This window comes from Burkholderia stabilis, from assembly GCF_001742165.1.
Lineage (GTDB): Bacteria > Pseudomonadota > Gammaproteobacteria > Burkholderiales > Burkholderiaceae > Burkholderia > Burkholderia stabilis.
The window spans coordinates 1,601,523-1,626,978 of record NZ_CP016443.1 but is presented as its reverse complement, the minus strand read 5'-3'; the positions used below and the strand labels follow the sequence as shown (position 1 = coordinate 1,626,978).

General features: G+C 67.0%; 22 protein-coding genes. 11 read left to right on the top strand and 11 right to left on the bottom strand.

Annotated elements, in window-relative coordinates:
* Positions 1 to 18 precede the first annotated feature (18 nt).
* The 3 genes from BBJ41_RS25150 (at position 19) to BBJ41_RS25140 (ending at position 2,746) form a co-directional block, all read left to right on the top strand.
* Positions 19 to 960, top strand: a complete 942-nt coding sequence (locus BBJ41_RS25150; RefSeq protein WP_069748956.1) for an ABC transporter substrate-binding protein — start codon at positions 19 to 21, stop codon at positions 958 to 960.
* Positions 961 to 1,025: 65 nt separating this feature from the next.
* Complete coding sequence (locus BBJ41_RS25145) at positions 1,026 to 1,916, top strand: L-fucono-1,5-lactonase (protein WP_069750367.1); 891 nt, start codon at positions 1,026 to 1,028, stop codon at positions 1,914 to 1,916.
* Positions 1,917 to 1,984: 68 nt separating this feature from the next.
* Positions 1,985 to 2,746, top strand: a complete 762-nt coding sequence (locus BBJ41_RS25140; protein WP_069748955.1) for a FadR/GntR family transcriptional regulator — start codon at positions 1,985 to 1,987, stop codon at positions 2,744 to 2,746.
* Positions 2,747 to 2,771: 25 nt separating this feature from the next.
* Here the strand turns inward: BBJ41_RS25140 and BBJ41_RS25135 are convergent, their stop codons facing one another.
* Both BBJ41_RS25135 and BBJ41_RS41255 read right to left on the bottom strand, forming a co-directional pair.
* On the bottom strand, positions 2,772 to 4,013 hold the full coding sequence (locus BBJ41_RS25135; protein WP_069748954.1) for an NAD(P)/FAD-dependent oxidoreductase: 1,242 nt from the start codon (positions 4,011 to 4,013) through the stop codon (positions 2,772 to 2,774).
* Positions 4,014 to 4,587: 574 nt separating this feature from the next.
* The gene (locus tag BBJ41_RS41255; protein WP_167362216.1) at positions 4,588 to 5,046 is read right to left on the bottom strand and encodes a hypothetical protein; all 459 of its coding nucleotides are present in this window, start codon (positions 5,044 to 5,046) and stop codon (positions 4,588 to 4,590) included.
* On the opposite strand from BBJ41_RS41255, the gene BBJ41_RS25130 reads away from it, so the two are divergent.
* From BBJ41_RS25130 to BBJ41_RS25110, 5 genes are read left to right on the top strand one after another with little or no spacing between them, the layout of a single operon-like run.
* Positions 5,045 to 7,903: a type VI secretion system Vgr family protein gene (locus BBJ41_RS25130; protein ID WP_167362215.1), complete on the top strand. Its 2,859-nt coding sequence runs from the start codon at positions 5,045 to 5,047 to the stop codon at positions 7,901 to 7,903. The two genes, BBJ41_RS41255 and BBJ41_RS25130, sit on opposite strands and share 2 nt — an antisense overlap.
* Positions 7,878 to 8,444: a hypothetical protein gene (locus BBJ41_RS25125; RefSeq protein ID WP_156814866.1), complete on the top strand. Its 567-nt coding sequence runs from the start codon at positions 7,878 to 7,880 to the stop codon at positions 8,442 to 8,444. Before BBJ41_RS25130 ends, BBJ41_RS25125 begins: the two co-directional genes overlap by 26 nt.
* A gap of 47 nt (positions 8,445 to 8,491) precedes the next feature.
* Entirely contained in the window at positions 8,492 to 9,316 is an 825-nt protein-coding gene (locus tag BBJ41_RS25120; RefSeq protein ID WP_083281967.1) for a DcrB-related protein, read from the top strand.
* The gene (locus BBJ41_RS25115) at positions 9,313 to 10,614 is read left to right on the top strand and encodes a PAAR domain-containing protein (RefSeq protein ID WP_069748950.1); all 1,302 of its coding nucleotides are present in this window, start codon (positions 9,313 to 9,315) and stop codon (positions 10,612 to 10,614) included. Before BBJ41_RS25120 ends, BBJ41_RS25115 begins: the two co-directional genes overlap by 4 nt.
* Before the next feature lie 34 nt (positions 10,615 to 10,648).
* The gene (locus BBJ41_RS25110) at positions 10,649 to 11,374 is read left to right on the top strand and encodes an SMI1/KNR4 family protein (RefSeq protein ID WP_236872145.1); all 726 of its coding nucleotides are present in this window, start codon (positions 10,649 to 10,651) and stop codon (positions 11,372 to 11,374) included.
* A gap of 125 nt (positions 11,375 to 11,499) precedes the next feature.
* Here BBJ41_RS25110 and BBJ41_RS25105 read toward each other — a convergent pair whose 3' ends face one another.
* From BBJ41_RS25105 to BBJ41_RS25070, 8 genes are all read right to left on the bottom strand, one after another.
* Positions 11,500 to 12,225, bottom strand: a complete 726-nt coding sequence (locus tag BBJ41_RS25105; protein WP_069748948.1) for a maleate cis-trans isomerase family protein — start codon at positions 12,223 to 12,225, stop codon at positions 11,500 to 11,502.
* A gap of 14 nt (positions 12,226 to 12,239) precedes the next feature.
* The gene (locus tag BBJ41_RS25100; RefSeq protein WP_069748947.1) at positions 12,240 to 13,622 is read right to left on the bottom strand and encodes an amidohydrolase family protein; all 1,383 of its coding nucleotides are present in this window, start codon (positions 13,620 to 13,622) and stop codon (positions 12,240 to 12,242) included.
* An 82-nt stretch (positions 13,623 to 13,704) separates the two neighbouring features.
* Positions 13,705 to 15,078: a nucleobase:cation symporter-2 family protein gene (locus BBJ41_RS25095; protein ID WP_069748946.1), complete on the bottom strand. Its 1,374-nt coding sequence runs from the start codon at positions 15,076 to 15,078 to the stop codon at positions 13,705 to 13,707.
* Between the two features lie 58 nt (positions 15,079 to 15,136).
* Positions 15,137 to 16,252 carry a CobW family GTP-binding protein gene (locus BBJ41_RS25090; protein ID WP_069748945.1) on the bottom strand — a complete coding sequence of 372 codons (1,116 nt, stop codon included), beginning with the start codon at positions 16,250 to 16,252 and terminating at the stop codon, positions 15,137 to 15,139.
* Positions 16,249 to 16,863: a UbiX family flavin prenyltransferase gene (locus BBJ41_RS25085; protein ID WP_069748944.1), complete on the bottom strand. Its 615-nt coding sequence runs from the start codon at positions 16,861 to 16,863 to the stop codon at positions 16,249 to 16,251. Before BBJ41_RS25085 ends, BBJ41_RS25090 begins: the two co-directional genes overlap by 4 nt.
* Positions 16,860 to 18,254, bottom strand: coding sequence for a UbiD family decarboxylase (locus tag BBJ41_RS25080; RefSeq protein ID WP_069748943.1), 1,395 nt, complete (start codon positions 18,252 to 18,254; stop codon positions 16,860 to 16,862). The genes BBJ41_RS25085 and BBJ41_RS25080 overlap by 4 nt, the downstream gene beginning before the upstream one ends.
* Positions 18,255 to 18,354: 100 nt before the next feature.
* Positions 18,355 to 19,260: an amidohydrolase family protein gene (locus tag BBJ41_RS25075; RefSeq protein WP_069748942.1), complete on the bottom strand. Its 906-nt coding sequence runs from the start codon at positions 19,258 to 19,260 to the stop codon at positions 18,355 to 18,357.
* A 36-nt stretch (positions 19,261 to 19,296) separates the two neighbouring features.
* Positions 19,297 to 20,199, bottom strand: a complete 903-nt coding sequence (locus tag BBJ41_RS25070) for an amidohydrolase family protein (protein ID WP_069748941.1) — start codon at positions 20,197 to 20,199, stop codon at positions 19,297 to 19,299.
* Between the two features lie 243 nt (positions 20,200 to 20,442).
* Here BBJ41_RS25070 and BBJ41_RS25065 point away from each other — a divergent pair, with 243 nt between their 5' ends.
* On the top strand, positions 20,443 to 21,333 hold the full coding sequence (locus tag BBJ41_RS25065) for a LysR substrate-binding domain-containing protein (RefSeq protein WP_069748940.1): 891 nt from the start codon (positions 20,443 to 20,445) through the stop codon (positions 21,331 to 21,333).
* A gap of 37 nt (positions 21,334 to 21,370) precedes the next feature.
* On the opposite strand, the gene BBJ41_RS25060 is transcribed toward BBJ41_RS25065, so the two are convergent.
* Entirely contained in the window at positions 21,371 to 22,264 is an 894-nt protein-coding gene (locus tag BBJ41_RS25060; RefSeq protein WP_069748939.1) for a LysR substrate-binding domain-containing protein, read from the bottom strand.
* 128 nt (positions 22,265 to 22,392) lie between these two features.
* Here BBJ41_RS25060 and BBJ41_RS25055 point away from each other — a divergent pair, with 128 nt between their 5' ends.
* Together BBJ41_RS25055 and BBJ41_RS25050 are read left to right on the top strand one after the other, a co-directional pair.
* Positions 22,393 to 22,887: a (2Fe-2S)-binding protein gene (locus BBJ41_RS25055; RefSeq protein ID WP_069748938.1), complete on the top strand. Its 495-nt coding sequence runs from the start codon at positions 22,393 to 22,395 to the stop codon at positions 22,885 to 22,887.
* A 1-nt stretch (position 22,888) separates the two neighbouring features.
* Positions 22,889 to 25,135 carry a xanthine dehydrogenase family protein molybdopterin-binding subunit gene (locus BBJ41_RS25050; protein WP_069748937.1) on the top strand — a complete coding sequence of 749 codons (2,247 nt, stop codon included), beginning with the start codon at positions 22,889 to 22,891 and terminating at the stop codon, positions 25,133 to 25,135.
* Positions 25,136 to 25,456: the final 321 nt, after the last annotated feature.

Below are 25,456 nucleotides of genomic sequence, written 5' to 3'. Positions count from 1 at the left end.
GAAAAAAGGAGACGCGAAGTGATCAGGAGCAAGGTGTTGAACGCGATCGTCGGGCTGACGTTCGCCGTCGGCGTCACGGCCGGCGCGCAGGCGCAGGAAACCTACATCCCGCTGATCTCGAAGGGCTTCCAGCATCAGTTCTGGCAGGCCGTGAAATCGGGCGCGCAGCAGGCCGCGAAGGACTACAAGGTGAAGGTGACGTTCGAAGGCCCCGAAACCGAGGCGATGGTCGACAAGCAGATCGACATGCTGTCCGCCGCGATCGCGAAGAAACCGGCCGCGCTCGGCTTCGCGGCGCTCGACAGCAAGGCCGCGCTGCCGCTGCTGAAGAAGGCGCAGGCCGAGAAGATCCCGGTGATCGCGTTCGACTCGGGCGTCGACAGCGACATTCCGGTGACGACCGCCGCGACCAACAACAAGGCCGCCGCATCGCTCGCCGCCGACAAGCTCGCCGCGCTGATCGGCGACGAAGGCGAGGTGGCCGTGGTCGCGCACGACCAGACGAGCCGCACCGGCATCGACCGCCGCGACGGTTTTCTCGAACGGATGAAAGCGGCGCACCCGAAGGTGCAGGTCGTGACCGTGCAGTACGGCGAAGGCGATCAGCTGAAATCGACCGAGGTGACGAAGTCGATCCTGCAGGCGTATCCGAAGCTCAAGGGGCTGTTCGGCACCAACGAAGGCTCGGCGATCGGCGTGGTCAACGGCGTGCGCGAGATGAAGCGCAAGGTCGTGATCGTCGGCTACGATTCGGGCAAGCAGCAGAAGGATGCGATCCGCAGCGGGCTGATGGCCGGCGCGATCACGCAGAACCCGATCGGGATCGGCTACAAGACGGTCGAGGCGGCCGTGAAGGCGATCAAGGGCGAGAAGCTGCCGAAGGTCATCGATACCGGTTTCTACTGGTACGACAAGACCAATATCGACGATCCGAAGATTGCGGCGGTGTTGTACGACTGAACGTAGCGTTGCGTTGCGCGGCGGCGTCGCAAGCCGCCTCCGCGGCGATCGAACACGAGGACACCATGGGCGCAGTGCGCATCGATTCCCATCAGCACTTCTGGCGTTATCGCGCGGCCGACTATCCGTGGATCGGCCCCGGCATGGGCGTGCTCGCGCGCGACTACCTGCCCGACGCGCTGCGGCCGCTGATGCACGCGCAGGCGCTCGGTGCATCGATCGCGGTGCAGGCGCGCGCCGGGCGCGACGAGACGGCATTCCTGCTCGACCTCGCACGCGACGACGCGCGCATCGCGGCGGTGGTCGGCTGGGAGGATCTCGGCGCGCCGCAGCTCGCGGAGCGCGTCGCGGAATGGGCCAGCCCGAAGCTGCGCGGCTTTCGGCATCAGGTGCAGGACGAAGCCGATGCCGGCGCGTTCGTCGCGGACCCGGCGTTCAATCGCGGTGTCGCGTGGTTGCAGGCGAACGATTACGTGTACGACGTGCTCGTGTTCGAACGCCAGTTGCCCGACGTGCGCGCGTTCTGCGCGCGGCACGACGCGCACTGGCTCGTGCTCGATCATGCCGGCAAGCCCGCGCTCGCCGAATTCGATCGCGACGACACGGCGCTCGCGCGCTGGCGCGCTTCGCTGCGCGAGCTGGGCGCGATGCCGCACGTCGCGTGCAAGCTGTCGGGGCTCGTGACCGAAACCGACTGGCGGCGCGGGTTGCGCGCGCAGGATATCCGGCACATCGAGCAATGCCTCGACGCGGCGCTCGACGCGTTCGGCCCGCAGCGGCTGATGTTCGGATCGGACTGGCCCGTGTGTTTGCTTGCCGCGTCGTATGACGAGGTCGCGTCGCTGGTCGAGCGCTGGGCCGAAGCGCGGCTGTCGCCGGCCGAGCGCAACGCGCTGTGGGGCGGCACCGCCGCGCGTTGTTACGTGGTGCCGGGCGAGACGAAGCGCGGCATATAAAATAGGCGCGGACGGTCTGCCCGATTCGTCAGACCGTTCGCAATGCAACCGATCACCTGCATCAACGTATGTCCATCCAGCCGATTCAGAACCGCCGCCTTTACCAGCAGATCGCCGACAAGCTCAGTGCGATGATCGAGTCCGGCGATTTCCCGCCGGGCAGCTATCTGCCGCCCGAGCGCGAACTGGCCGAACAGTTCGGCGTGTCGCGCACGTCGGTGCGCGAGGCGCTGATCGCGCTCGAAGTGAGCGGGCTCGTCAGCGTGCGCGTCGGCGACGGCGTGAAGGTGCGCCATCCCGAAGCGGCTGCCGCGCCCGAGCCCGAACCCGATGCGAAGGCCGCGCCCTTCACGATCGTCGAGATCGATCCCGAACTCGGCATCGCGCTCGATCTCGACACCGAAATCCCGCCGTTCGCGCTGTTGCAGGCGCGCCGGCTGATCGAGCCGGAAGCCGCATCGCTCGCCGCGAAACACGGCTCGGACGCGCAGATCGAAGGGATTCACGACGCATTCCTGCGCAACCAGGAAGACAACCGCAGCGGCTCGCTCACGCACCCGGGCGACCGGCTGTTCCATATCCGCATCGCGGAAGCGAGCGACAACCCCGCGTACGCGCTGATGATCAAGCAGTTGCTCGCGCACAAGTACGACCTGATGTTCCAGCGGCTGCAATCGCTGTACATGCCGAACGACATGCCGCACCGGTCGGAACTCGAACACCGCGCGATCCTCGACGCGATCCGCGCGCGCGACCCGGAGGCCGCGCGCCGCGCGATGGCCGAGCATCTCGACGAAGTGATCCGCATCTTCGGCCGCGCGCTCGACTGAGCGCGCGCATTCACACCTCGAACCTTCAGAAGCGGTCGGCGCGATAGGGCGCGGGATCGGTGAACGGCGTTTCGCCGGTCATCATCTCGGCCAGCAGGCGGCCAGTGACGGGGCCGAGCGTCAGCCCGTGATGGTTGTGCCCGAACGCGAACCACAGCCCGCGATGCGCGGGCGCGGGGCCGATCACCGGGCGCATGTCGGGCGTGCACGGCCGGAAGCCGAGCCACGGCTGCGGGTCGAGCCGCTCGCCGAAGCCGAACACGGGCCGCGCGATGCGTTCCGCGCGTTCGAGCTGCACGCCGGTCGGCGGCAGGCCGCGCCGCGCGATCTCGACGCCGGTCGTCAGCCGCAGCCCGCGCCGCATCGGCGCGATCACGTACCCGTATTCGCGATCGACGATCGGCGCCGACGGCATGCCGCGCGCGGACGGCGCGTAGTGCATGTGATAGCCGCGCTTTTCGCGCAGCGGAATCTTGTAGCCGAACTTGCCGAACACCGTGTCCGACCACGGGCCGAGCGCGACGACGACGGACGGCGCGGCGGCCGTGCCGTCCTGCGTCGTGACCTGCCAGCCGGGCGACAGCGCGTCGAGGCTCGCGGCGTCGCCGGTGAGCAGCGTGCCGCCGCCTTGCACGAAGAGCTGTGCGTACGCTTTGACGAGCTCGGACGGATCGACGACGCTTTTCGGATCGAGCCAGTGCAGCGCGCCGCAGAAGCCGGGCGCGAGGCTCGGTTCGTGCGCGAGCAGCGCGGCCGCGTCGAGCGGCGTAATGCCGAGCCCGTGACGGCGCGCGGTGAGGCCGGCTTCGGCCACGCCGCGTTCGAACGCGGCCGGCGTGCGGAAGGCTTCGAGCCAGCCGTTCGCGCGGATGAGCGCGCCGGCGCCGGCCCGCGCGATCAGCGCGTCGTGCTCGACGATGCAGCGCTCGATCAGCGGCAGCATGTCGCGCGACGCCGCCGCATGACGCAGCGGCGCCGATTCCCACCAGAAACGGGCGAGCCACGGCGCGAACGCAGGCAGCGACGCGCTGTGCCAGTAGAGATCGGTCGAGCGGTTCAGCGCGTAGCGCATCAGCGTGAATGGGCTGCGCGGGAACGGATACGGTTCGACCGACGAGCGCTCGATCAGCCCCGCGTTGCCGAAGCTGGTGCCTTCGCCGGGCGGGCCGCGATCGACGAGGGCGACCTTGTGGCCGCGATCCTGCAGGTGCAGCGCGGCGGAGACGCCGACGATGCCTGCGCCCAGAACGATGACGTCGAAATCCATGGAGGGTGGCGAGATAGGGTGGTTGGGCGGACGGGCCGCTTTCGGAGCGATGCACGAGCCATTCAGAGCCCAAGGATACCCCCGATGGCCGCGCGTACGCCGGACGGTTGTCCGCGGCGCGCGGAAACGGCGATTCTTGCCGCCAAGCCGGCGGCGCATCGGGGTTGCGCGGCGCGCTGCCCTTTGCCCGGGGTACGTATCGGGCTTCATGAGCGTCGTACCGCAAGGCGACATATTCGGCAGCGAAAATCGGATCGGGCGCATTCCCGAAACGCGTAAATCGCGCGCGCGAAAAGAGGCCCGTGAAACCCGATTGCGTGTTCGACAATGCCGGAACTTAAGAAAGTACGTGAAGCGCGGCGACGTTGCGCTTTTTCACGAAAGGATTTGTTTTTAAATCACCGGCATGCGGTTATCTGGCATATCGGTAATTTATCCCGTATTGCGCGGCAGCAATGTCAAAATTACTCGTATTGTGTCGCGGCAGGCAACGATGGGAAGGCGCGGCCGGTCAGCCGGAAATATTCGAGTGAACATGCTATTTGACAGGTATGGACTCGCCTGAAACATGCCGTTATGATGGCGCCGCCTGTCGTGATGGACAGCGATTCGCCGCCCAGAAAAAAACAAACAGGCCGCGGAAAATACTGATTTTCTCGAATGTCCGCCGGTTGGCGAACGCGATTGCAGGCATGACAAAAAAGCCGTGAAGAGTGTCCCGTCGAAGATGCATTTCGAAATTAATATTTCGGACATCGATATGTAGTAAAACCGCGCCGCATGCGTCGTGGTGACGAGAATAGAAAGCGAGAGGGCCCATGAAAGAGTTGCCAGGAATCGCCGGGATAGCCGAGTCCGCGGGATCGTCTCCGCTTGCCGGCGCGCTGACCTCGGGCGCGATGCAGATGGCGGCGGCGGCGAATCCCGTGGCCGGCAAGATCGCGCCAACCGCATCGGCCGTGATGAAAGCGCTGGCCGCCGGCGGTAGTCCCGCCCAGATCGCCGCATCGATGGCCGCGCCGGCGGCCGGCATGCTGAATCCGCTCGCCGGTCAGCTCGCGTCCGGCGCCCTGTCCGGCCTGCAGGGCGCGACCGCGTCGGCGTTGCCGGCTGCATCCGCGGCTGCCGCGCCGTCCGTCGACGATCACCCGCTCGCCGGGCAACCGCTTTCCGATCTTGCCTCCGCACCGCAGTTTTTCATGCCCGGCCAGACGCAGGCCCAGCCCGGCACGCACGCCTCGGTTTTGCCGTTCAGCGAGACGACGCGGCTGCTGCGCCTGCAGTCGTCGCTGACCGGCAACCGGGCACTGTCGATCGCGGCGATCAAGGGCGGCGAAGCGCTGTCGGAGATGCCCCGCTACACGCTCGACCTGATCACGCAGAACCCGTCGATCGATCTCAAGGATGTGCTGAACCAGGCCGTCACCGTGAACATCGCGCTCCAGGACGGATCGGAACGGCAGATACACGGCTACCTGGTCCGGTTCGGTTTCGAGCGCAACGATGGCGGCATCGCGCACTATCGCGGCGAGCTGGTGCCGTGGCTCTGGTATCTCGGCAAACGGGTCAACAGCCGGATCTATCAGCAGGTCACGGTGCTCGACGTGCTGCGCAAGGTCTTCGCCGACTACGGCGCGCTGGTCGATTACCAGACGCACATCAAGCAGGAGCCGAAGCCGGAGGACTACGTCGTCCAGTTCCAGGAAAGCGACCTGAACTTCGTCAGCCGGCTGCTCGAGCGCCATGGGCTGTTCTACTACTTCGAATATCGGCAGGACGGTCACACGCTCGTGATCGCCGACGATTCGGCGTCGTGCCCCGATCAGGCGCACGATCCTGTCGTGACCTACAACGCGGCGAGCGGCGTGCAGCAGGCGGACCGCCTGACCGCGCTGTCGGCGAGCCGGGAAACCCAGCCCGGCGTGGTCGCGCTGCACACCTTCGACTACAAGCACCCGAAGAGCCGGCCGTACGTCGAGCTGCCGACGCTGGCCGACCAGGGCAACGCGCCGAAGCTCGAGGTGTACGACGGCAGTTCGGCATTCGCGTACAAGGACACCAGCGACGGCGAGGCGGAAGCCAAGCGCCGGCTCGAAGTGTTCGAATGGCAGGCCAAGGTGTTCCGCGGCGAATCCGGCTGCCGCGGGCTCACGGTCGGCCGCAAGTTCAAGATCGACGGGCACTTCTGGTTCGACCCGGCCAAGCAGGACGACAATCAATTCCTGGTCGTCGGGCTCGAGATCGACGCGAAGAACAATTTCGACGATGCGTCGGCGCAGCCCGGCAGCTTCAGGAACACGCTGACGCTGATCCGCAGCAAGATTCCGTATCGTCCGGTGCGCCGGCATGACAAGCCGGTCATGCCCGGGCCGCAGAGCGCGATCGTGGTCGGCCCGAAGGGGCAGGAGATCCACACCGACGGGATGGGCCGGATCAAGGTGCACTTTCCGTGGGACCGCTACGGCAAGAACGACCAGGAGAGTTCCTGCTGGATTCGCGTGTCGCAGCCGTGGGCCGGGCGGGGCTGGGGTACCGTCGCGATTCCGCGCGTCAACCAGGAAGTCATCGTCGATTTCCTGAACGGCGATCCCGATCGGCCGATCATCGTCGGCCGGATGTTCAACGCCGAGCAGACGCCGCCCTATGCGTTGCCCGACGGCGCGCACCAGATGGGCTTTCACAGCAACTCCACGCCGGGCGGTGGCGGATTCTGCGAGGTCGTGATCCACGACAAGAAGGGCGAGGAACTGGTCAATATCCACAGCCAGAAGGATATGGCCACGACGGTCCAGAACAATCACGTGACGGTGGTGAACGGCCCGAACCAGACGAACGTCGTCACGCAGGGCCAGCACGCGAGCATCGTGCGCAAGGCGATTTCGGTGCAGTCGCAGGACGAGCATATTCAGCACACCGCAAAGACGGCGGTGATCCTGCATGCGCAGGAACAGCACATGGCGCTCAAGGCGAAGGGGCCCGTGCAGATCGAATCCGATACGCAGCACGTGCATGTGAAGGGCTCCCAATCGATCGTGCTCGAATGCGGGAAAGCCAAGATCACGCTGTCGGCCAACGGGGAGATCGTGCTCGACGGCACGCGCGTGGTCGTGCTGGGTTCGCAAAGCGTCGACCTGAATCCCGACGGCGCGACCGGGCCGGCATCGCCGCCGCTCGTGCCGGTGACCGACCCGGCCGCGCCCGCGCAGGATCTCGCGGCGCCCGCCGCGGGCGGTGGAGGCGGCGGCGGTGGAGGGGGCGGGGCGGCGGCCGCCGCCCCGGCGCACGGGAAAAAGCACGCGAAAGGCGCGCCGAAGAAGGCCGTGGCGACCGGGCTGGGCGCTGGCGTCGACCAACTCGCCGCGAAGTCGCCGACGCTCGAACGCGACATCGCGAAACTGCAGAAGGACGGCTGGCATATCCAGTACGGGCCGGCCAATCAGGGCTCCTCCACGAACAAGAGCGGCCAGCCGCCGACGATCGTGATCGACGGCAGCGAACGGGGGAATCCCCAGGCCGTCGTCCAGGGGCTCGCGCACGAAACCGGGCACGCGCTGTATCAGGGCGTGCCGGATTATTCGACCAAGACGAATTACGTCAACAGCGAACTGGCGGACGAAGGCGCGGCGACCATGAACAACATCAAGGTGCAGCGCGAGATCGTCACGCACGGCGGCCCCGACATCCACATCGCCGGCGATCCCGCCAATGCGCCGGCCTACAACGCCGCGTACAACCAGTTCGTGCAGAACGGCGACGCGAACGCGGCGCGTGCCGCCATCGGCCATGTGTACGGCACGGGGGAGCATGCGTCGGTGCCGGTCAATGGACAGTATGTCAATTATCAAACGTACTACGGAAGCTGGTATGACCGTAACTACCCGTCCCACTAGGCGCGGCCGCGGCGCAGCGATCGTCGCGCCGCTGCTGCTTGCCCTGTCGCTGGGCGTGACGCCCGCTTGTTCGGAAGGATCGAAGAAGATGCACACAACCGTTCAACTCAGTCTCTGGCAGGTGATCGACCAGATCGGCGCGCATCAGCCGATCCAGCGCGAGCCCGTCGAGCACCTGCTCCACACGAAGTTCGCCCGCACCGAATCGAGCAACGAATACTTCACGTTCTGGAGCAACGGCGAGCGCGGCCCGATCGCACTCGACGACGGCACGCAGATCGAGCGCGTCGTGCTGCGCACGAGCAATGAAGGGGACGCGCGCGGCGCGCTCACGCTGACGCTGTCCGGTCGTTGCGTCGGCCGCGAGGACGTGAAGGCGCGTTTCGCCGGGATGCGGATCGCCGGCGCGCCGTCGGGCCGCTCGCCGAACGAGGAGACGACGTTCCGCTCGGAGACGGCCTGGGGCGAACTGGTGTTCGGGTTCGCGGAGCGCAACCCCGATTGCCTGTCGAGCGTCGGCTTCGGCGAGAAGGCGAAATAACGCGCGGCCCCGGCGCATGCGCGCGGATCAAGGAAAGGAAGAACGGAATGGTGGTTTACCGATTGCATGAAGGGCGCATGGCGTTGCCCGACGGCTGGCGCGACCAGACCATGAACGTGTTTCATCTGCCCGACGCGTCCGGCCGCAAGGACGTGGCCTTCGTGGTGACGCGCGACTACGACACGCCGCTCGACGATGTCGGCGCGTACGCGGACGCGCAGCAGGCGGCCTTCAAGCGTCAGTTTCCCGGCTACAAGCCGCTCGCGCGCGAGCCCGTCACGATCGGCGGGCTGCCGGGCCTGATGCTCGACTATCAGTGGCGCAGCGACAAGACCGTGTTGCGGCAGCGGCAGGCGATGGTCCGGCTCGACGAGGCGATGCTGGTGTTCACGCTCAATGCGCGCGTGGAAGATTTCGAGCGGCACGTTCCCGCCTGGACGTCGATTCTGTCGTCGTTCGCCGTGATGCCGCCGGAGCCGGATGAAGCCGCTGCGCCGGCGGCCGCGCACGAAAGCCTGCCGCACGTGTTCGCGCTGTCGGCGAAGACGCGCGTGCTGCGCGTCTATCCGGACCTTCGCGCGGCGTGCGAGCGGATCAGCGCGCGGGAAGTCGAAAATCACGACTGGGTGTTCTTCGCGAGCGACGGCTCGCCGCTCGAGCCGGCGATCGTCAAGCACAGCCGCCAGGGATTGTTCAAGGCCGACGGGCGCTACGAGCTGCGCCCCCATCCGGGCTACACGGGGCTCGAGTTGCGGCGCCGTCTCGATGCGGTCAGCGCCGTGGAAGGCGTGCCGCCGCTGGTATCGCTGCAGGACATCGAAGCGCATCTGCGGCGGCAGTCCGCCGCGCGGCCGGACGGCGCGTCGTCATGAGCGGTGCCGAGGCGGCCCTGCGCGCCGCCCGTATGGGCGACGAGATCGGGCATGGTTTCGGCCTGCTCGGGATGATCGCGGGCGCCGTGGTCGGCGCGGTGGTCGCCGCGGCCATCGTGACGGCGACCGCGGCCACCGGCGGCCTCGCGCTGGTCGCGATCATCGGCGGCTGCGTGGCGGGCGGCGGCCTCGCCGGCGGCGCGCTGGTGCGCGGCATCCAGAAGGCGGCCAATCTGCCTGGTCCGACCACCGGCACGCTTCATCCGGGATCGACGAACGTCACGGTCAACAATCGCTCGGCGCTGCGCGCCGGGCTCGACTATGCGGACGAATGCAACGGCCTGCCGTTCAATCATTTCCCGCAGGCGCGGCTGCTGATTGCGCAGGGCTCGCGAACCGTGACCGTCAACGGCAAGCCGATGGCCCGGTTGTCGATGAAGATGGAATGCGGCGCGGCCATCAAGACGGCGAGCGACAACGTGACGGTCGGCGGCGAGACGGTCACCGTCGTGGAGATCCACGATACCGAGGCGATGTTCGAGACGGCGCTCGAAGTGCTCGGCTTCGTCGCGCTCGGCGCGGCCGGGCTGGGGGCGCTCGCGGCCGGACTGGGCGCCACCGCGCTGTTCGCGGGCACCGTGATCGGCGCCAACGTCGGCCTGAATGCGCTCCATTCGTGGGGCGAATCGCTGGGCCCGGGCTACGGCGACATCATGGTCGGCGTCGCGGGATTCGCGCTGCTCGGGCTGGGCGCGAAGGGCGCCGACACGGAAGCCGCGAAGAACGCCGTCGACGTGCTGAACCGGACCAAGGTGGAGATCGAGCCGAACACGCTCGGCGCCAACGGCGGCAACGTCCGGGTCACGACCAAGGGCGTGCCGCGCACGCTGTACGACCAGCTTCGCGCCAAGACGCCGAGCTCGAAGATCCAGAAGATGGTCAACGAAAACTACGAACCGGGCATGAAGGATCCCGCGCTGCCGGGCCTGACGATCGACAAGCCGCTGCATGCGGACCACATCGTGTCGATGAAGGAGATCACGGAGATGCCCGGATTCAAGGATCTGCCGTTCGACGACCAGGTCAAGGTCCTCAACAATCCCGACAACTTCACGGGCCTGAGCGAGACGGCGAACACGTCGAAGGGCTCGAAGTCCTATGCCGAGTGGACCGAATACAAGAAGGGCGGCATCAAGGTCGATGAAGGATTCCGGCAGCAGATGATGCAGCGCGAAGCCGACAACCGCACGATGCTGCAGAACCAGATCAACGATTTGCTCGGCAATCAGCCGAAGTAGAATGTCCCGATCACGAATTCAAGGGTGAATGGCAATGATTGAGCTATCCGCTGCGACCTACACGGCCGAACTGAAGCGCTTCAAGTTGCGCGGCCAGGTGTGGCTGGCGTCGAACGAGATTCCCGCCGACGTGCCGGTGCCGACCGCATGGCGCGTGCTGCTGGATACGCCCGATGCCGCGCTGGGCAACTGGCTCGGGAAGATGTGGGCCGGCGTCGCCGGCCGCCTGCCGGCGGTCGAGCAGTTCTTCACCGACAAGCTGCGGCGTCCGGCGGTTTTCCAGAAGGAAAACGGCGACCTCTGCCTGCTCTATCCGTACACGGTCGAACAGGACGACCTGAACTTCTTCATCGGCCATCCGCCGCTCGGCGATCTCGTCTCGGACGACATGCCGCTCTGGCGCGCGCTGCCCGACGATCTGCGCAGCTTCTACCAGTTCACGCACAACGGCTGGACTTTTTTCCCGGCCAACTCGATGGGCCCGTTGCCGATCGGGGATCAGACCGCGCTGACCGACAAGCTCGACCTGACGGCCGACGAGACGCGCAAGCTGGGCGTGAACCCCGATCTCGTGTGGACGGTATTCCAGAATGGCGGCGGCGACTATCTGTGCCTCGACCTGCGCGACAGCGCCGGCGACGGCAGCGACGCAGGGCGGATCTGGTGGCACGAGAACCCGACCGAACTCGAGCCGGTGGACTTCTGGGCCGTCATGAACGCGTGGTTCGAGATTTTCGTCGAGGAAGCCGACAAGCGATGATCCGGCACGCCCGGCGCGGCAGGCGCCGGGCGTGTTCGCGCATTCGGCCCGGCGTATGCGGGGCCGTCGATTCCGGTGGCGTCGCGCCGCCGGCCTCCCGGGCAGCGGCCGGCCTCCGCCGCCGCTCAACCCATCCCGAACAGCTTCCCCCACCGCGTCAACACGCGCGTATCGACGCCCGCCATCCTCAACGCCTTCCACACCACCGTCGACACCGTGTCGTAGGCCGGGATCCCGGTTGCCTGCTCGAACGGCGCGGCGAGATGCGCAGCATGCAGGTTCGTGCAGAACGTCGCGACCGCGTCCGGCCGCGCCTGCGCGGTATTGCGCATCAGTGCGGCAATCTGCGTATCGGGCACTTCCGCGAAGCTGAAGTTGTCGCGCAGCCCGAGATGGCGCTCGGCCACGCACTCGATGCCGAGCTGCGCGTACTGGCGCACGATGCGCTGCTGCACGTCGTCGAGATACGGCGTGACGAGGCCGAGCCGCCGCACGCCGGTGCGCTCGAGCAATTCGTTGAGCGCGAGCACGGAGGTCGTCGCCGGAATGCCGGTGGCCTTCTCGATACTGCGGCACAGTGCGGCGTCACGCTCGAAGCCGAGCCAGCCAGCGGACGTGCCGCTCCAGCCGATCACGTCGACGCGCGCATCCGCAAGCTGCCGCGCCGCGACGAGAATGCGCTCGGCGTCGAACTGGTCGAGCGCGTCCGCGCTCAGCGCGATCTCGGTCACCGTGAAGCGCGCGAAGTGCGCGCTGACGTTCGGCAGACCGGCGACGATCGCGGTCGTCAGCGGTTCGAGCGCGGTGTTCGACGATGGCGTCAGGATGCCGATGCGGATGCGCGGATTCATCGCGTGGCCTGCGTTCAGTCGAGCAGTTGCCGCACGGCATCGGCGGCCGCGCGGCGCAGCGCGGGCAGGTCGAGGCCCGGAATCTCGCCGTTGTCGACCGCGACGCGGCCGTTCACGATGCTGTACTTCACGGGCGCCGGTTCGCCGGCCGCGACCGGCGCGATCGCGTGGTCGTGGAAGCCGTTGAAGCGCGGGCCGCTCACGTCGTACAGCACGAGATCGGCGGCCTGGCCGACTTCGAGCGTGCCGACCGCGTCGAGCCCGAGCACGCGCGCGCCGCCCTGCGTGCCCCAGTGCAGCACTTCCTCGGCCGTGGTCGCCGACGCGCCGTGCGCCGCGCGATGCACGAGCCACGCGAAATTCGCCTCGTGCGTCATGCTGCCCGATTCGTTCGACGCGACGCCGTCCACACCGAGCGACACCGGCACGCCGGCCGCCGCCATGCGCGGCGCGGGCGCGATGCCGCTGCCGAGCCGTGCGTTGCTGACGGGGCAGTGCGAGCAGCCGGTGCCCGTATCGGCGAGCATCGCGATCTCGTTCGGTTCGAGGTGCACGAGGTGCGCGAACCATACGTCGGGGCCGAGCCATTCGTGCTCCGCGACGAATTCGACGGGCAGCTTGCCGTAGCGTTCGCGGCAGAAGTCGACGTAGCGCGTCGTCTCCGACAGGTGCGAATGCAGCCGAAGGCCCATGCCGCGCGCCGCGCGCGCCACTTCGGGCAGCAGGTCGGGCGGCAGCGAGAAGGTCGGCGTGGTCGGCGCGACGACCACGCGGCGCATCGACGCGCTGCCGGCATCGTGATAACGCGCCTTCAGCCGTTCGATGTCCGCGAGCATCTGGTCGAGCGTTTCGGGCTGCAGCGCGGTGCCGGCGAAACCCGGATGATCGCCGGCCGCCTGCAACGCGCCGCCGCGGCACAGCACGAAGCGCATGCCGAAGCCGGCCGCTTCGTCGAACAGCAGGTCGCCCGTTTCGGTCGTGCCGCCCGCGTGATACAGGTAATGGTGATCGGCGCAGGTCGTCACGCCCGACAGCAGCAGTTCCGCGAAGCCGAGCCGCGCGGCGATGCGCGCGAGTTCCGGCGTGAAGCGCGCGACGCGCGGATACGGCACGGCCGCGAGCCATTCCTGCAGATCGGCGTTGATGCCGGCCGGCACGCCTTTCAGCAGGTTCTGGAACAGGTGATGGTGCGTGTTGATCCAGCCCGGATAGACGACGCAGTCGCTCGCGTCGATCACGCGCTCGCCGGGCAGCGGCGCAAGGCCGGGCGCGATCGATTCGATGCGGCCGTCGCGGATGCGCAGGTCGGCCTGGCCGAGCCGCGCGGCGTCACCGGCGCGGCCGCTCATGACCGCGATCGGGTTGCGGATCAGCAGCGAAGAAGAAGGAAGGCTCATGGTCGGGTCTCCTCGGATTCGGATGATTGTTCCCGGTCATGCGCCGCTCGCAGGCACGATGCCGCGCGCGGCGCAAGGCCGGTCAGTCGCACTCGCGCGCCATCGGGCTGCGGTGCGCGGCGTCGGCGTGTGCGTGCGATTCGACCGGTTCGGCCGCGGGCACGCCGTTGAGCAGCGCGTTGAGCAGCACCGACACGAGACACGCGAGCACGACGCCGCTGTGCAGGAACGGTTGCGTCCAGTCGGGCATGTGCGCGAACACCTTCGGCGCCATCACCGGGATCAGCGCGGTTGCGATCGTGAAGCCGACGATCAGCACGTTGTAGCGGTTGTTTTCGAAGTCGACTTTCGCGAGCGTCTGCACGCCGGCCGCGACGACCACGCCGAACATCGCGATACCCGCGCCGCCGAGCGCGGCGGACGGCGTCGACGCGACGATCGCGCCGATCTTCGGCACCAGCGCGACGACGCACATCAGCACGCCGCTGACCGCGACGATCCAGCGGCTGCGCACGCCGGTCAGGATCACGAGCCCGACGTTCTCCATGAACGCGATGAACGGGAACGCGGCGAACGTGCCGGCGATCGCGCTCGCGACACCGTTCGCGCGCAGCCCGCGCACGACGTCCTCCTCGCTCACCTGCTTCTCGACGATGTCGCCGATCGCGACGAACAGGCCCATCGACTCGACCATCTGCACGATCATCACGACGACCATCGTCAGCACCGGCACGATCGCGAACACCGGCGTGCCGAAGTGGAACGGGTAGGGCACGGTGAACCACGGCGCCGCCGCGACGTTGGTGAAGTTGCCCATTCCGAGCGCGATCGCGAGCAGGCTGCCCGCGACGAGCCCGATCAGCACCGACAGGTTGCGCAGGAACGCGTTCGCGAAACGGTTGACCGCGAGGATCACGACCGCGACGACGAGCGCAACCGCGAGGAACGACAGCTCGCCGAACTGCAGCTTCGCCGCATCGCCGCCGCCGGCCCACTGATACGCGACCGGAAACAACTGCAACCCGATCACGGTGACGATGCAGCCCGTCACGACCGGCGGGAACAGCCGGCGCAGCCGGCCGACCAGCGGCGCCGCGAAGGTCGTGATGATGCCCGCGCCGATCACCGCGCCGCACACGCCGGCGAACCCCACGCCCGGCGTCAGGCCGATCGCGATCACCGGGCCGACGCTGCTGAACGCGACGCCCTGCAGGATCGGCAGGCGCACGCCGAGCTTCCAGACGCCGACCGTCTGCAGGATCGTCGAGATGCCGGAACAGAACAGCGCGGTGCTGATCAGCACGGTCGTATCGGCGGGCGACATCTTCAAGGCCGACGCGACGATCAGCGGCACCGCGATCGCGCCGATATAGGCGACGAGCATGTGCTGCAGGCCGAGCGTCAGCATCTGGCGGCGCGGCAGGACCCGATCGACGGGATGTGAGGCAGAGTTCATGGGCGTGTCTCCTGATGTTCGTTATCGGGCGGGCGCATCGCGCCCGCCTGGCGTCCCGTCAGGCCGCGACCGATGCGGCGAGACAGGCATGGAAACGGTCGGTCAGCGCGGCGCGATCGAGATCGCGGCCGATGAAAACGATGCGCGACGAGCGCGGCTCGCACCCCCACGCCTGCGCGGCGCGCAGTTCGATCACGCCGTGCACGCCCTGCAGCACGTAGCGCTGCGCGCGGCCCTGCACGGCGAGGATGCCCTTCATCCGGAACAGGTTCGCGGTGTCGGCGCTGCGCAGTTCGCCGAGCCACGCTTCGAGCGCGTCGAGATCGACGTCGGCGTCGACTTCGATGCCGACCGACGACACGCTTTCGTCGTGCTCGTGGTGGTCGTGATCTTCGTCGTGAGCGTGGGCGTGCGCGTCGTGTTCTGCGTGCGCAGGGTCGTCGTGCTCGTCATGACCGTGCTCGTCCGCATGCGGCGTATCGGCGTGCAGCCCGTCGCTCTCGACGAGGATCTGCGCGAACTCGTTCGCGCCGATGCCGAGAATCCGGTCGAGATCGATCTGCGCATAGCTCGACGTGACGATCTCGGCCGTCGTGTTCAGCTCGCGCAGCCGCGCGGTCAGCGAATCGACGTCCGGCGACTCGACGAGATCGACCTTGTTGATCACGATGCGATCCGCGCAGACGATCTGGTCGACCGCCTGGTTGTCGCGGCCGTCGAGCACGAGATCGTCGAGGTGCGCGCGGATATGCTTCGCATCGACCATCGTGACGACCGCGTCGAGCGCGACTTCCTTCGCGATCGGATCGTCGAGGAAGAAGGTTTGCGCGACCGGATACGGATCGGCGAGGCCGCTCGTCTCGACGATGATGTGATCGAGCCGGTCGGGGCGCTCGACGAGCATCCGCACGATCCGCACGAGATCCTCGCGCACCGCGCCGACGCAGCACACGCAGCCGTTGGTCATCTCGTAGATTTCCTCGGTCGATTCGAGCACGAGGCCGCCGTCGATGCCGATTTCGCCGAACTCGTTCTCGATCACCGCGATCTTGCGGCCGTGCTTCTCGCGCAGGATGTAGTTCAGCAGCGTCGTCTTGCCCGCGCCGAGAAAGCCCGTGAGCACGGTGACCGGAATCTTTTCGACGTCGCTGTGGGTGGTGTGGATGTGGGTCATGATGCGTCTCCGTTGAGTCGGTTGGGCTGCGGATTGGGCCGGGATTCGCTTTCTTTCCAGCGATGGACGGTGCGGGAATCGAGGTCGAACAGGTCGAGCACGCGGCCGAGCGTGTGGTCGATCATCTGGTCGAGCGAAGCGGGGCGCGCATAGAACGCCGGCACCGGCGGCGCGACGATCGCGCCCATCTCGGTGACGGCGGCCATGTTGCGCAGGTGCGTGAGCGTGTACGGCGTTTCGCGTGCGAGCAGCACGAGCCGGCGGCGCTCCTTCAGCACGACGTCGGCCGCGCGCGAGATCAGGCCGGACGACAAGCCGGTCGCGATCTCGGCGAGCGTCTTCATCGAGCACGGCGCGACGATCATCCCGAGCGTGCGGAACGAGCCGCTCGAGATCGGCGCGGCGATGTCGTCGCTGCGGTACAGCGCGCTCGCGAGCGACGTGACGTCGGACAGCTTGAAATCGGTCTCGTGCGCCATCGTCAGTGCGGCCGCGCGCGACACGACCACATGCGTCTCGATGTCGAGTTCGCGCAGCAGCGCGAGCAGCCGCATTCCGTACACGAAGCCGGATGCGCCGCTGATGCCGACCACGAGCCGGCGCGTGCTCATCGCGCGGCTCCGCCAAGCTGCGCGATCACGTGCGCGGCGCGCTGCATCGCCGCGTCGCCGACGCGCGCGCGTATGCCGTCGAAGCGCGAGCCGCGTGTCGCGTCGATGCCCATTCGCGACGTCGTGCCGTCGGCCGACGACGAAGGATCGAGCGGGCTGCCCGGCAGGCCGTCGACGACGAACAGGTCGCGATGCGGCTGGAAGTGCGTGGCGATCGCCCACAGCACCTGCGCGTCGTCGGTGATGTCGACGTCGGCGTCGACCGCGACGACGTTCTTCAGGTACGGGTCCCAGCCGAGCATCGCGAGCATGATCTGCCGCGCCTCGCCGTCGCGCGTCTGCTTCAGCGCGACGTAGCAGTGGAAGTGCGTGCCGGAGTTCGGATAGTGGATCGCGGTGACGGCCGGAAAGCGCGCCTTCAGCTTCTCGCTCATCTCGGCTTCGCGCGGCAGCCGCGCGAGCGTCAGATGTTCCGCATACGGGCCGCCGACCACGTCGACGAGCCACGCATCGTTGCGCCGCATCATCGCGTCGATGCGCAGCACGTTGTTGGTCGAGCGGTCCGACGAATAGCCGGTGAATTCGCCGAACGGGCCTTCTTCGGCATGGGCGTCGGGATCGATCGTGCCTTCGAGCACGAACTCGGCCGCCGCCGGCACGCCGATGCCGTGGCGCGGCGTGCGCACGAGCTGCAACGGCGCGCCGAACAGGCCGCCGGCGATCGCGCGCTCGTCGGCGCCGAACGGCACGCGCGCGGCGGCCGCGAGCATGAACAGCGGATGCGCGCCGATCACCATCGCAACCTTGAGCGTGTCGCCGCGCGCCTTCGCGGTTTGCAGCATCCGCCACAGATGGCCGCGCGAATGCAGGCTCGTCGCCAGCGCATTGCGCGCATGCGGCATCGAGCGGTGGTAACTGAGGTTCGCGACGCCCGTCACCGGATCTTCGGCGACGATCACCGCGTTGGTGACGTATGGCCCGCGATCGGTTTCGAAGTGGCGGATCATCGGCAGTTGCGCGAGATCGACCGCATCGCCTTCGACGACATGATCGAGCACCGGGCCGTGCGGCACGACGACCGGCGCGACGGGTGCGTTCGCGCGCTGCTGCCATGCGTCGAACAGGCCGTTCGCATCGACGCCGAACAGCCGGCCGATACGGGGGCGGGACGCGAATACATTGGTGACGAGCGGAGTCGCAAGACCGTCGACGCGCTCGCAGACGAGCATCTCGTGCCGGCCGCGCGCGGCGAGCGATGCGACGACGGCGGTGACGTCCTGGTCGGCGGACAGCGGCTCGGCAATCGTCAGCACGTCGTCCGGGAAACGTTCGCGATACGCGTTCGCGAAGTGATGGAAATCCTGCTGCTCGGCGAAAAGACTGGACGCCATGATGCACTCCGTCGGAAGCGGAACGGGAAGGGAAACGGCAGCCGCGACAGGCCGGACCGCGCACGTGCGTGCGCCAGCGCGCGATCCGGCGGGCGGCGCGTTACACGTAGGTCGCCGTCAGGCGTTTCTGCGCTTCGTCGAGATCCTTCGGCGGCTTGGTCGGCTCGATGCCGACGAGGCGGGCGATGTTGTTGCCCATGTAATCCTCGAGGCCGTCTTCATCGAGATCCATCCCCTGCGGCGCGGGCCCGCACAGCATTTCCAGCTCGCGCAGCCACATGCCGGGCTCGTTCGGCGGCGAATCGGTGCCGAACACGATCTTGTTGCGCGGCAGCTCGCGTGCGAACTCGACGATCCGTGCCTGGTAGCACCAGCCCGATTCGCAATACACGTTCGGCGTATCCATCGCCATCCAGAACGCCTCGAACGAGTAGTTGCCGCCGGTCTGGATGCCGAAGTGACCGATGATGAAGTTCACCATCGGGAATTCGCGGATGATCGGGTAGAACTGCGTCGGGATCGTGTACGGCCCGTCGCCGGTGTGAATCAGCACGACGATGTTGTACTTCGCGCAGACCTTCATCGCGGGGCGCAGCCAGTCGAGCGCGCGATCGGGCCGGTAGCCGTGCATGTTCGCGTGCAGCTTCACCATCTTGAAGCCGTACTCCTTGATGTGGAACTCGAGTTCCGCCGCGCCGTTTTCCGGGCCCCAGCGCGGGTTGTACGTGAAGTTGCCGATGAAGCGGTCGGGGTATTTCTGCGTGAGCTCGGCGATGTACGCCATGTAGTCGCGAATACCGTCGCGGCCGCGGCGGTTGCCGTCGCGATAGCCGGTGTTGCCCGGCGGCGGCTGGATGAACCCCATGTCGATGCGGCGCGGCTTGCCGTTGATGATGTACGGGCCGTCCATCATCTTCAGCAGGCGTTCGCCGGTGAACGGTTCGCCGGTGTGGCGCCACGCTTCGTCGACGAGGTTGGTCGGGTGCAGGTGCGTATCGATGATCATGCAATGCTCCGGAATCGGGAATGAGGGGCGCGGGTGTCAGGCGGCGAGCAACGCTTTCGCTTCGTCGACGGTGCGCGGCGCGGGCGTCGGTTCGAGGCCGATCATTCGCGCAGTGTTGTTGCCGAGGTAATCCTCGAGCGTGTCCTCGTCGAGATTCATCCCCTGCGGCGGCTCGAAGCACAGCACTTCGAGCAGGCGCAGCCACATGCCCGGCTCGTTCGGCGGCGTGTCGGAGCCGAACAGGATCTTGTGCTTCGGCAGCACCTTCGCGAATTCGACGATGCGCGACTGCAGGCACCAGCCCGATTCGCAGTACACGTTCGGCAGATCCATCGCGAGCTGGAACGGCTCGAAGCAGTAGACGCCGCCCGTCTGCACGCCGAAGTGCGCCATGATGAAATTGACGGTCGGGAATTCCTTGATCATCGGCACCCACTCGGTCGGGATGCTGTACGGGCCGTCGCCGGTATGCAGCTTCACGAGCACGCCGAGTTCCGCGCATTTCTTCAGCGCGGGGCGCAGCCAGTCGAGCGCGCGGTCGGGGCGATACGCGTGCATGTTGGCCTGGAACTGCACCATCTTGAAGCCGAGCTTGCGCACGTAGTGATCGATCGCGTTCACGCCGTTCTCCACGCCGCAGCGCGGGTTGTAGACGAAGCAGCCGATGAAGCGGTCGGGATGCTTGCGCACCATCTCGACCGTGTACGCCATGTACGCGTCGATCGATTCGGTGCCCGTCTTCTCGCCGTCGGTATACGTATAGATGGTGTTGCCTTGCGGCGGCTGGATGAACGCCTTGTCGACGCGGCGCGGCTTGCCGTTGATGAGGAACGGGCCGTTCATCGTCTCGATCAGGCGCTCGCCGGTGAATGGCGGGCCGTCGTGACGCCACGCGAGGTCGACGAGATTCGTCGGGTAACAGCTGGTGTCGATGATCATCTACTCGATCTCCTTGAGAGGAACCGGAAAAGCCGGTTGCCGGGTCGCGGGCAGGCACGTCGATGAAGCGACCGTGTCGGTCGGATTCATGCGGCCCTTTGCAAGGCGCATTATTTTTTGCGCCTTCCCCTCGCCGGCATCGAGTGACACACTGCGACGTGCACTGCTGCTTGGGATCGAGTGTCACCAGCCGAATGTGCTCTGTACAATATTTTTTACTGACGCTCTTGATACGTTTGCGATATGGACATGCGTGTGTTGCGGTACTTCGCGGTGCTGGCCGACGAACTGCATTTCGGGCGCGCAGCCGCGCGGCTCCATATCTCGCAGCCGCCGCTGAGCCAGCAGATCCGGCTGCTCGAGGAGCAGCTCGGCACCGCGCTGTTCGTGCGCTCGCAGCATCGCGTCGAGCTGACCGAGGCAGGGAAAACACTGAAGGAGCAAGTGCCGCTGATCGTCGCGCAGTTCGATCGCGCGATCGATCTCACGCGCTGCGCGGGGCGCGGCGAAGTGGGGCGCCTGGCGGTCGGCATCATCAGCTCGGCGATGGTCGCGCCGATCCCGCATGCGTTGCGCGTGTTCGCCGAACGCCATCCGCACGTGCACTGGTCGCTGCACGAAATGACGCCCGCCGCGCAGATCGACGCGCTGAAGGAGAAGCGGCTCGACGTGTGTTTCTTCCGGCTGTTCCAGGACGATCCGTCGATCCGCAGCGAGATCGTCGTGCACGAGACGGCCGTGGCCGTGCTGCCGCCCGGCCATCGGCTCGCGTCGCGCGACGCGATCGCGCTCGGCGAGCTGGCGGGCGAGCAGTTCGTGTCGTTCGGCCTGCGGCATTCGCAGCTCGCGCGGTTCCTGCAGCAGAGTTGCGTCGATGCGCGCTTCACGCCGCAGATCGCGCACGAGGTCGTCGAAGTGCACACGCTGCTGTCGCTGGTGCGGGAGGGATTGGGCGTCGCGCTGCTGCCGGCGTCGTCGCGGCAGATCTCGACGGGCGGCGTTGCGTTCGTGCCGCTGTTGCCGCCGGCGCTGGAGGTGTCGTTGCAGGCGCGTTACCGCGCGGATGATACGTCCGCCGTGCTCGGCGCGTTTCTCGATACCGTGCGTGAAGTTGCGGCGGCGTTCAGTGCGTGATTCGGTGCGTGATGTGGTGCATGACGCACTGCATGAATCAGCGCGCGAGCGACTGCGCGACCAGCGCGCCGACTGCATCGATCAGCGGCTTCACGCGTGCATGCCGCTCGCGCGGCCAGATCGCATGGAGGTTGTAATGCGTCGGAATCGCGATCGTGCAAAGCTCGACGAGGTGGCCGTCGCGGCGCGCGTCGGCGGCGAGCAGGCCGCGCACCAGCCCGGCGCCGAGCCCTGACGCGAGCGTCGCGACGAGTCCCGCCGCGTTGTCGAACACCGCGATCGTCTCGGGCTCGACCGGCTCGAGGCCGGCCGCTTCGAGCCACGGAATCCACGAACGCTTCGTATAGCCGAGCAACGGCAGCGCCAGCACCTGCTCGGGCATGAGCGGCGCTTTCAGCCCGTAACGTTCGAGCAGCGCCGGCGCGGCCATCGCGGTCAGCCGGTCGGGACAAACGAGCGCGCTGTCGACGCCTTCCCATTCCCCATAGCCATAACGCAGCGCAACATCGACGCGATCGAACGCATCGCGGTCGTGGCGCGGCGCCGACAGCACCGTCAGCGTCACGCCGTCGAGCGTGCGCATCAGTTCCGGCAGCCGCGCGGGCAGCCAGCCCTGCATCAGTTCCGGATCGACGTCGAGCCGGATCGATGGCCCGGTCGTGCGGCCCTTCACCGACGACAGCGCGCGATCGATCTGTTCGAGGCCGTCCGACAACTGGTTCGCGAACAGCGTGCCCGCGTCGGTCAGGATCACGCGGCCGCCGGCGCGCGCGAACAGCGGCTGGCCGATGAATTCCTCGAGCGAGCGGATCTGCTGGCTGATCGCGCTGTGCGTGAGCGCGAGCTGGCGCGCCGCGCTGGAAAAGCTGCCGACCCGCGCAGCCTGCAGAAACGCCTGCATCGACTGGATCGAAGGGTATCGCTTGAGCATCTGTTAGTCCGACTGACAGGGAATCGACGAAATGATCGCTGGCGCGCCTGCGCATCGCGTTTCGATAATGCTGCGAACCGCGCCACGTGCGCGGGCCGACCCCATGAATACGAATCAGGAGACAGCGCATGATCGACATCGTCGTGAACGATACACGCCATTCGCTCGAGAATGTACCCGAGGATATGCCGCTGCTCTGGGTGCTGCGCGACCGGCTCAAGCTCACCGGCACGAAGTTCGGCTGCGGCAAGGGGCTGTGCGGCGCGTGCACCGTGCATCTCGAAGGGCAGGCCGTGCGCGCGTGCCTGATCCCGGCCGTCGCCGCGAACGGGCGGCACGTGACGACGATCGAAGGGCTGTCGCCGGACGGGCGCCATCCGCTGCAGCTCGCGTGGGTCGCGGAGGACGTGCCGCAATGCGGCTACTGCCAGCCGGGGCAACTGATGCAGGCCGCCGCGCTGCTCAAGGGCGGGCAGCCGGTCGACGATGCGGCGATCGTGTCGGCGATGTCGGGCAATATCTGCCGGTGCGGTACGTATGCGCGGATTCATCGCGCGATCAAGCGTGCCGCGTCGGGTGATCCGGCGCTAAAGGCCGCGGCCGAACCCGCGAAGGAGGCGTGACATGCGCGACGATCACGCACCGGATGCCCAACATACCGACGGCTCGCCGCGCCGCCGTTTCCTCAAGCAGAGTTCCGCATTGCTCGCGGCAGGCATCGCGATCGGCTTCCGGCTGCCCGACGCAATGGCGGCCGGCAAGAGCGCGAGTGGCGATCCTCATCCGTCGGCCGGCGAATTCGAACCGAACGCGTGGGTGCGCGTGCTGCCCGACGACACGATCAAGCTCGTCGTGCACAAGCACGATTCGGGCACCGGCACGCGCACCGCGCTCGCGGCGGTGGTGGCCGAGGAACTCGACGTCGATCCGTTCAAGGTCGACGTGATTACGCCCGAAGATCCATTTTTCGCCGACTACATCCATCCGTTGTGGAAAGTGTTTTCGACCGGCGGCAGCACGAGCGTCGCGATGGAATACGACCGGCTGCGCCACGCGGGCGCGACCGCGCGCGCGATGCTCGTCGAAGCGGCCGCGCAGCAATGGAGCGTGCCGATATCGTCGTGCACGGCGGCTGATGGTGTCGTGTCGCATACGGCGAGCGGGCGTCGTGCGACGTATGGTTCGCTTGCGTCGGCGGCCGCGCAGTTGCCCGCGCCGAAGCAGGTCGCGCTGAAAGACCCCTCGCAGTTTCGCTACATCGGCAAGCTGCGCAAGAAGCGCGGCGCCGCGCAGAAGGCGGACGGTTCGTTTCCGTACAGCATCGACGTGTCATTGCCGGGGATGCTGGTCGCCGTGGTGACGCGCGCGCCGGTGATCGACGGCCGCGTGCGCAGCGTCGATACGAAAGCCGCGCTCGCGATTCCCGGCGTGCGCGACGTGCTGCAGATCCCGGCGCGTCCCGACATACTCGGCGGCAACCAGGCCGGCGTCGCGGTGCTCGCGGACGACTACTGGTCCGCGCATCGCGGGCAGGCCGCGCTGACGATCGAATGGGAGGACAGCCTGTTCGAGACGTTCGACAGCAGCACGCTCGCCGCGCGCCAGGCCGCGTGGGTCGACGATTCCGCCGCGCGTGTCGTGCCGACGATTGCCGACGGCGATCCGGCGAAAGCGACAGCAGCGGGGGCGCGCACGATCGAAGCGTCGTATTCGATGCCGCACAAGGCTGCGAACCCGCTGGAGCCGGTCAACGTCACCGTATGGGCGCGCAACGGCGGGATCGAATACTGGGGCGGGCTGCAGGTGCCGTCCACGGCGATGGAAGCGGCCGACGTAATCGGCGGCATTCCCGCGCATCGCGTGACGCTGCACGAACTCGTGTCGGGCGGCAGCTTCGGCGCGCGCGAATCGAAATACTGGCTGTTCGAAGCGACGTGGCTCGCGGTGAAGACGGGCAAGCCGGTGAAGCTGATGAACAGCCGCGAGGACGAGATGCGCGCGCTGTTCTATCACGCGGCGAGTTACCACCGCGCACGCGCCGTGCTCGATGCGCAAGGAAATCTCGCTTCGTTGTGGCTGCGCGGCGTGATGCCCGCGTCGCCGCAGCAGTGGGAGCCCGGTTATCTGGAGCGCACCGACCGGATGGATTTCAGCACGACCGAAGCGATCACGAAGTGGGAGTTCGCGTATGCGGCGCCGCATCGCGACATCGGCTGGATTCGGATGGAGACGGGCGTGCCGACGGGGTGGTATCGCGCGGTCAGCTATATCCCGAACGTGTTCGCGGTCGAATCGGTGATGGACGAGGCCGCGCATGCGGCACGACGCGACCCGGTCGAGTTCCGGCTCGCACACATGCGTGACCGGCCGCGTCATGCGGCCGTGTTGCGCGAAGCTGCGCAGCGCGCGGGGTGGGGGCAGCCGTTGCCGGATGGCGTCGCGCTCGGCATCGCGACGAACCAGGCGTACGACAGCTATGTCGCGGTGGTCGCGCGCGTCGTGCGCAAGGATGGCGCGGTGCGCGTCGAGAAGCTCACGTGCGTGGCGGATTGCGGGATCGCGGTGTCGCCGGGCGGCGTCGAGGAGCAACTGTATGGCGGGCTGATGTGGGGGCTGGGCCACGCAACGTCCGATCGGATCGATTTCAGGCATGGCCGCGTGCAGCAGTCGAACTTCGATACGTATCGCGTGATGCGGATGAGCGACATGCCCGACACCGACATCCATATCGTGCAGGGTGATCCGGCGAAGCCGGGCGGGGTGGGCGAGTTGTCGAGCCCGGCTGTGACGCCGGCGATCGCGAATGCGGTGTTCAGGCTGACGGGGAAACGGTTGAGGGAGACGCCGTTCGATTTGTCGGCGGTGGTGTAGGGCGGCCGCATCGTGCTCGCCTGACGCCGCATCGGATTGCGCAATTCATGCGGCGCAGGCGGGCCTGCGAGGTCCGCGCTTCTGTTGTAAGTGTGCGACACGTGGCGTTCGTACAGGTCTCATTCGTTCCATCGTGAAAATGGACAGAAACGAGACTTCTGAAAGTCAATCCAATGGATTGTTATTTTTCGTTTTAAGTCTTTTTAAAGAAGAGTTTGATCAGTGTTTCGGTGATGGGGAATTTTGAGGGATTTGAAAATAGTCGCGTCAAAAGTTTTCGGAATGTAAAAAATGAGCGATAAGTGCCGAGATTGGAAGGAT

What these genes read in the sequence shown, in the direction of transcription:
- BBJ41_RS25050 (WP_069748937.1), top strand. Translation starts at nt 22,889, where the DNA reads ATGCGCGACGATCACGCACCGGATGCCCAACATACCGACGGCTCGCCG.
- BBJ41_RS25090 (WP_069748945.1), bottom strand. Translation starts at nt 16,252, where the DNA reads ATGACCCACATCCACACCACCCACAGCGACGTCGAAAAGATTCCGGTC.
- BBJ41_RS25095 (WP_069748946.1), bottom strand. Translation starts at nt 15,078, where the DNA reads ATGAACTCTGCCTCACATCCCGTCGATCGGGTCCTGCCGCGCCGCCAG.
- BBJ41_RS25110 (WP_236872145.1), top strand. Translation starts at nt 10,649, where the DNA reads ATGATTGAGCTATCCGCTGCGACCTACACGGCCGAACTGAAGCGCTTC.
- BBJ41_RS25135 (WP_069748954.1), bottom strand. Translation starts at nt 4,013, where the DNA reads ATGGATTTCGACGTCATCGTTCTGGGCGCAGGCATCGTCGGCGTCTCC.
- BBJ41_RS25105 (WP_069748948.1), bottom strand. Translation starts at nt 12,225, where the DNA reads ATGAATCCGCGCATCCGCATCGGCATCCTGACGCCATCGTCGAACACC.
- BBJ41_RS41255 (WP_167362216.1), bottom strand. Translation starts at nt 5,046, where the DNA reads ATGCCGGCCGCCGGCGCGGCCATCGATGCGGCGATCTGGGCGGGACTA.
- BBJ41_RS25060 (WP_069748939.1), bottom strand. Translation starts at nt 22,264, where the DNA reads ATGCTCAAGCGATACCCTTCGATCCAGTCGATGCAGGCGTTTCTGCAG.
- BBJ41_RS25075 (WP_069748942.1), bottom strand. Translation starts at nt 19,260, where the DNA reads ATGATCATCGATACGCACCTGCACCCGACCAACCTCGTCGACGAAGCG.
- BBJ41_RS25070 (WP_069748941.1), bottom strand. Translation starts at nt 20,199, where the DNA reads ATGATCATCGACACCAGCTGTTACCCGACGAATCTCGTCGACCTCGCG.
- BBJ41_RS25125 (WP_156814866.1), top strand. Translation starts at nt 7,878, where the DNA reads ATGACCGTAACTACCCGTCCCACTAGGCGCGGCCGCGGCGCAGCGATC.
- BBJ41_RS25120 (WP_083281967.1), top strand. Translation starts at nt 8,492, where the DNA reads ATGGTGGTTTACCGATTGCATGAAGGGCGCATGGCGTTGCCCGACGGC.
- BBJ41_RS25140 (WP_069748955.1), top strand. Translation starts at nt 1,985, where the DNA reads ATGTCCATCCAGCCGATTCAGAACCGCCGCCTTTACCAGCAGATCGCC.
- BBJ41_RS25100 (WP_069748947.1), bottom strand. Translation starts at nt 13,622, where the DNA reads ATGAGCCTTCCTTCTTCTTCGCTGCTGATCCGCAACCCGATCGCGGTC.
- BBJ41_RS25115 (WP_069748950.1), top strand. Translation starts at nt 9,313, where the DNA reads ATGAGCGGTGCCGAGGCGGCCCTGCGCGCCGCCCGTATGGGCGACGAG.
- BBJ41_RS25130 (WP_167362215.1), top strand. Translation starts at nt 5,045, where the DNA reads ATGCTGAATCCGCTCGCCGGTCAGCTCGCGTCCGGCGCCCTGTCCGGC.
- BBJ41_RS25085 (WP_069748944.1), bottom strand. Translation starts at nt 16,863, where the DNA reads ATGAGCACGCGCCGGCTCGTGGTCGGCATCAGCGGCGCATCCGGCTTC.
- BBJ41_RS25080 (WP_069748943.1), bottom strand. Translation starts at nt 18,254, where the DNA reads ATGGCGTCCAGTCTTTTCGCCGAGCAGCAGGATTTCCATCACTTCGCG.
- BBJ41_RS25145 (WP_069750367.1), top strand. Translation starts at nt 1,026, where the DNA reads ATGGGCGCAGTGCGCATCGATTCCCATCAGCACTTCTGGCGTTATCGC.
- BBJ41_RS25065 (WP_069748940.1), top strand. Translation starts at nt 20,443, where the DNA reads ATGGACATGCGTGTGTTGCGGTACTTCGCGGTGCTGGCCGACGAACTG.
- BBJ41_RS25055 (WP_069748938.1), top strand. Translation starts at nt 22,393, where the DNA reads ATGATCGACATCGTCGTGAACGATACACGCCATTCGCTCGAGAATGTA.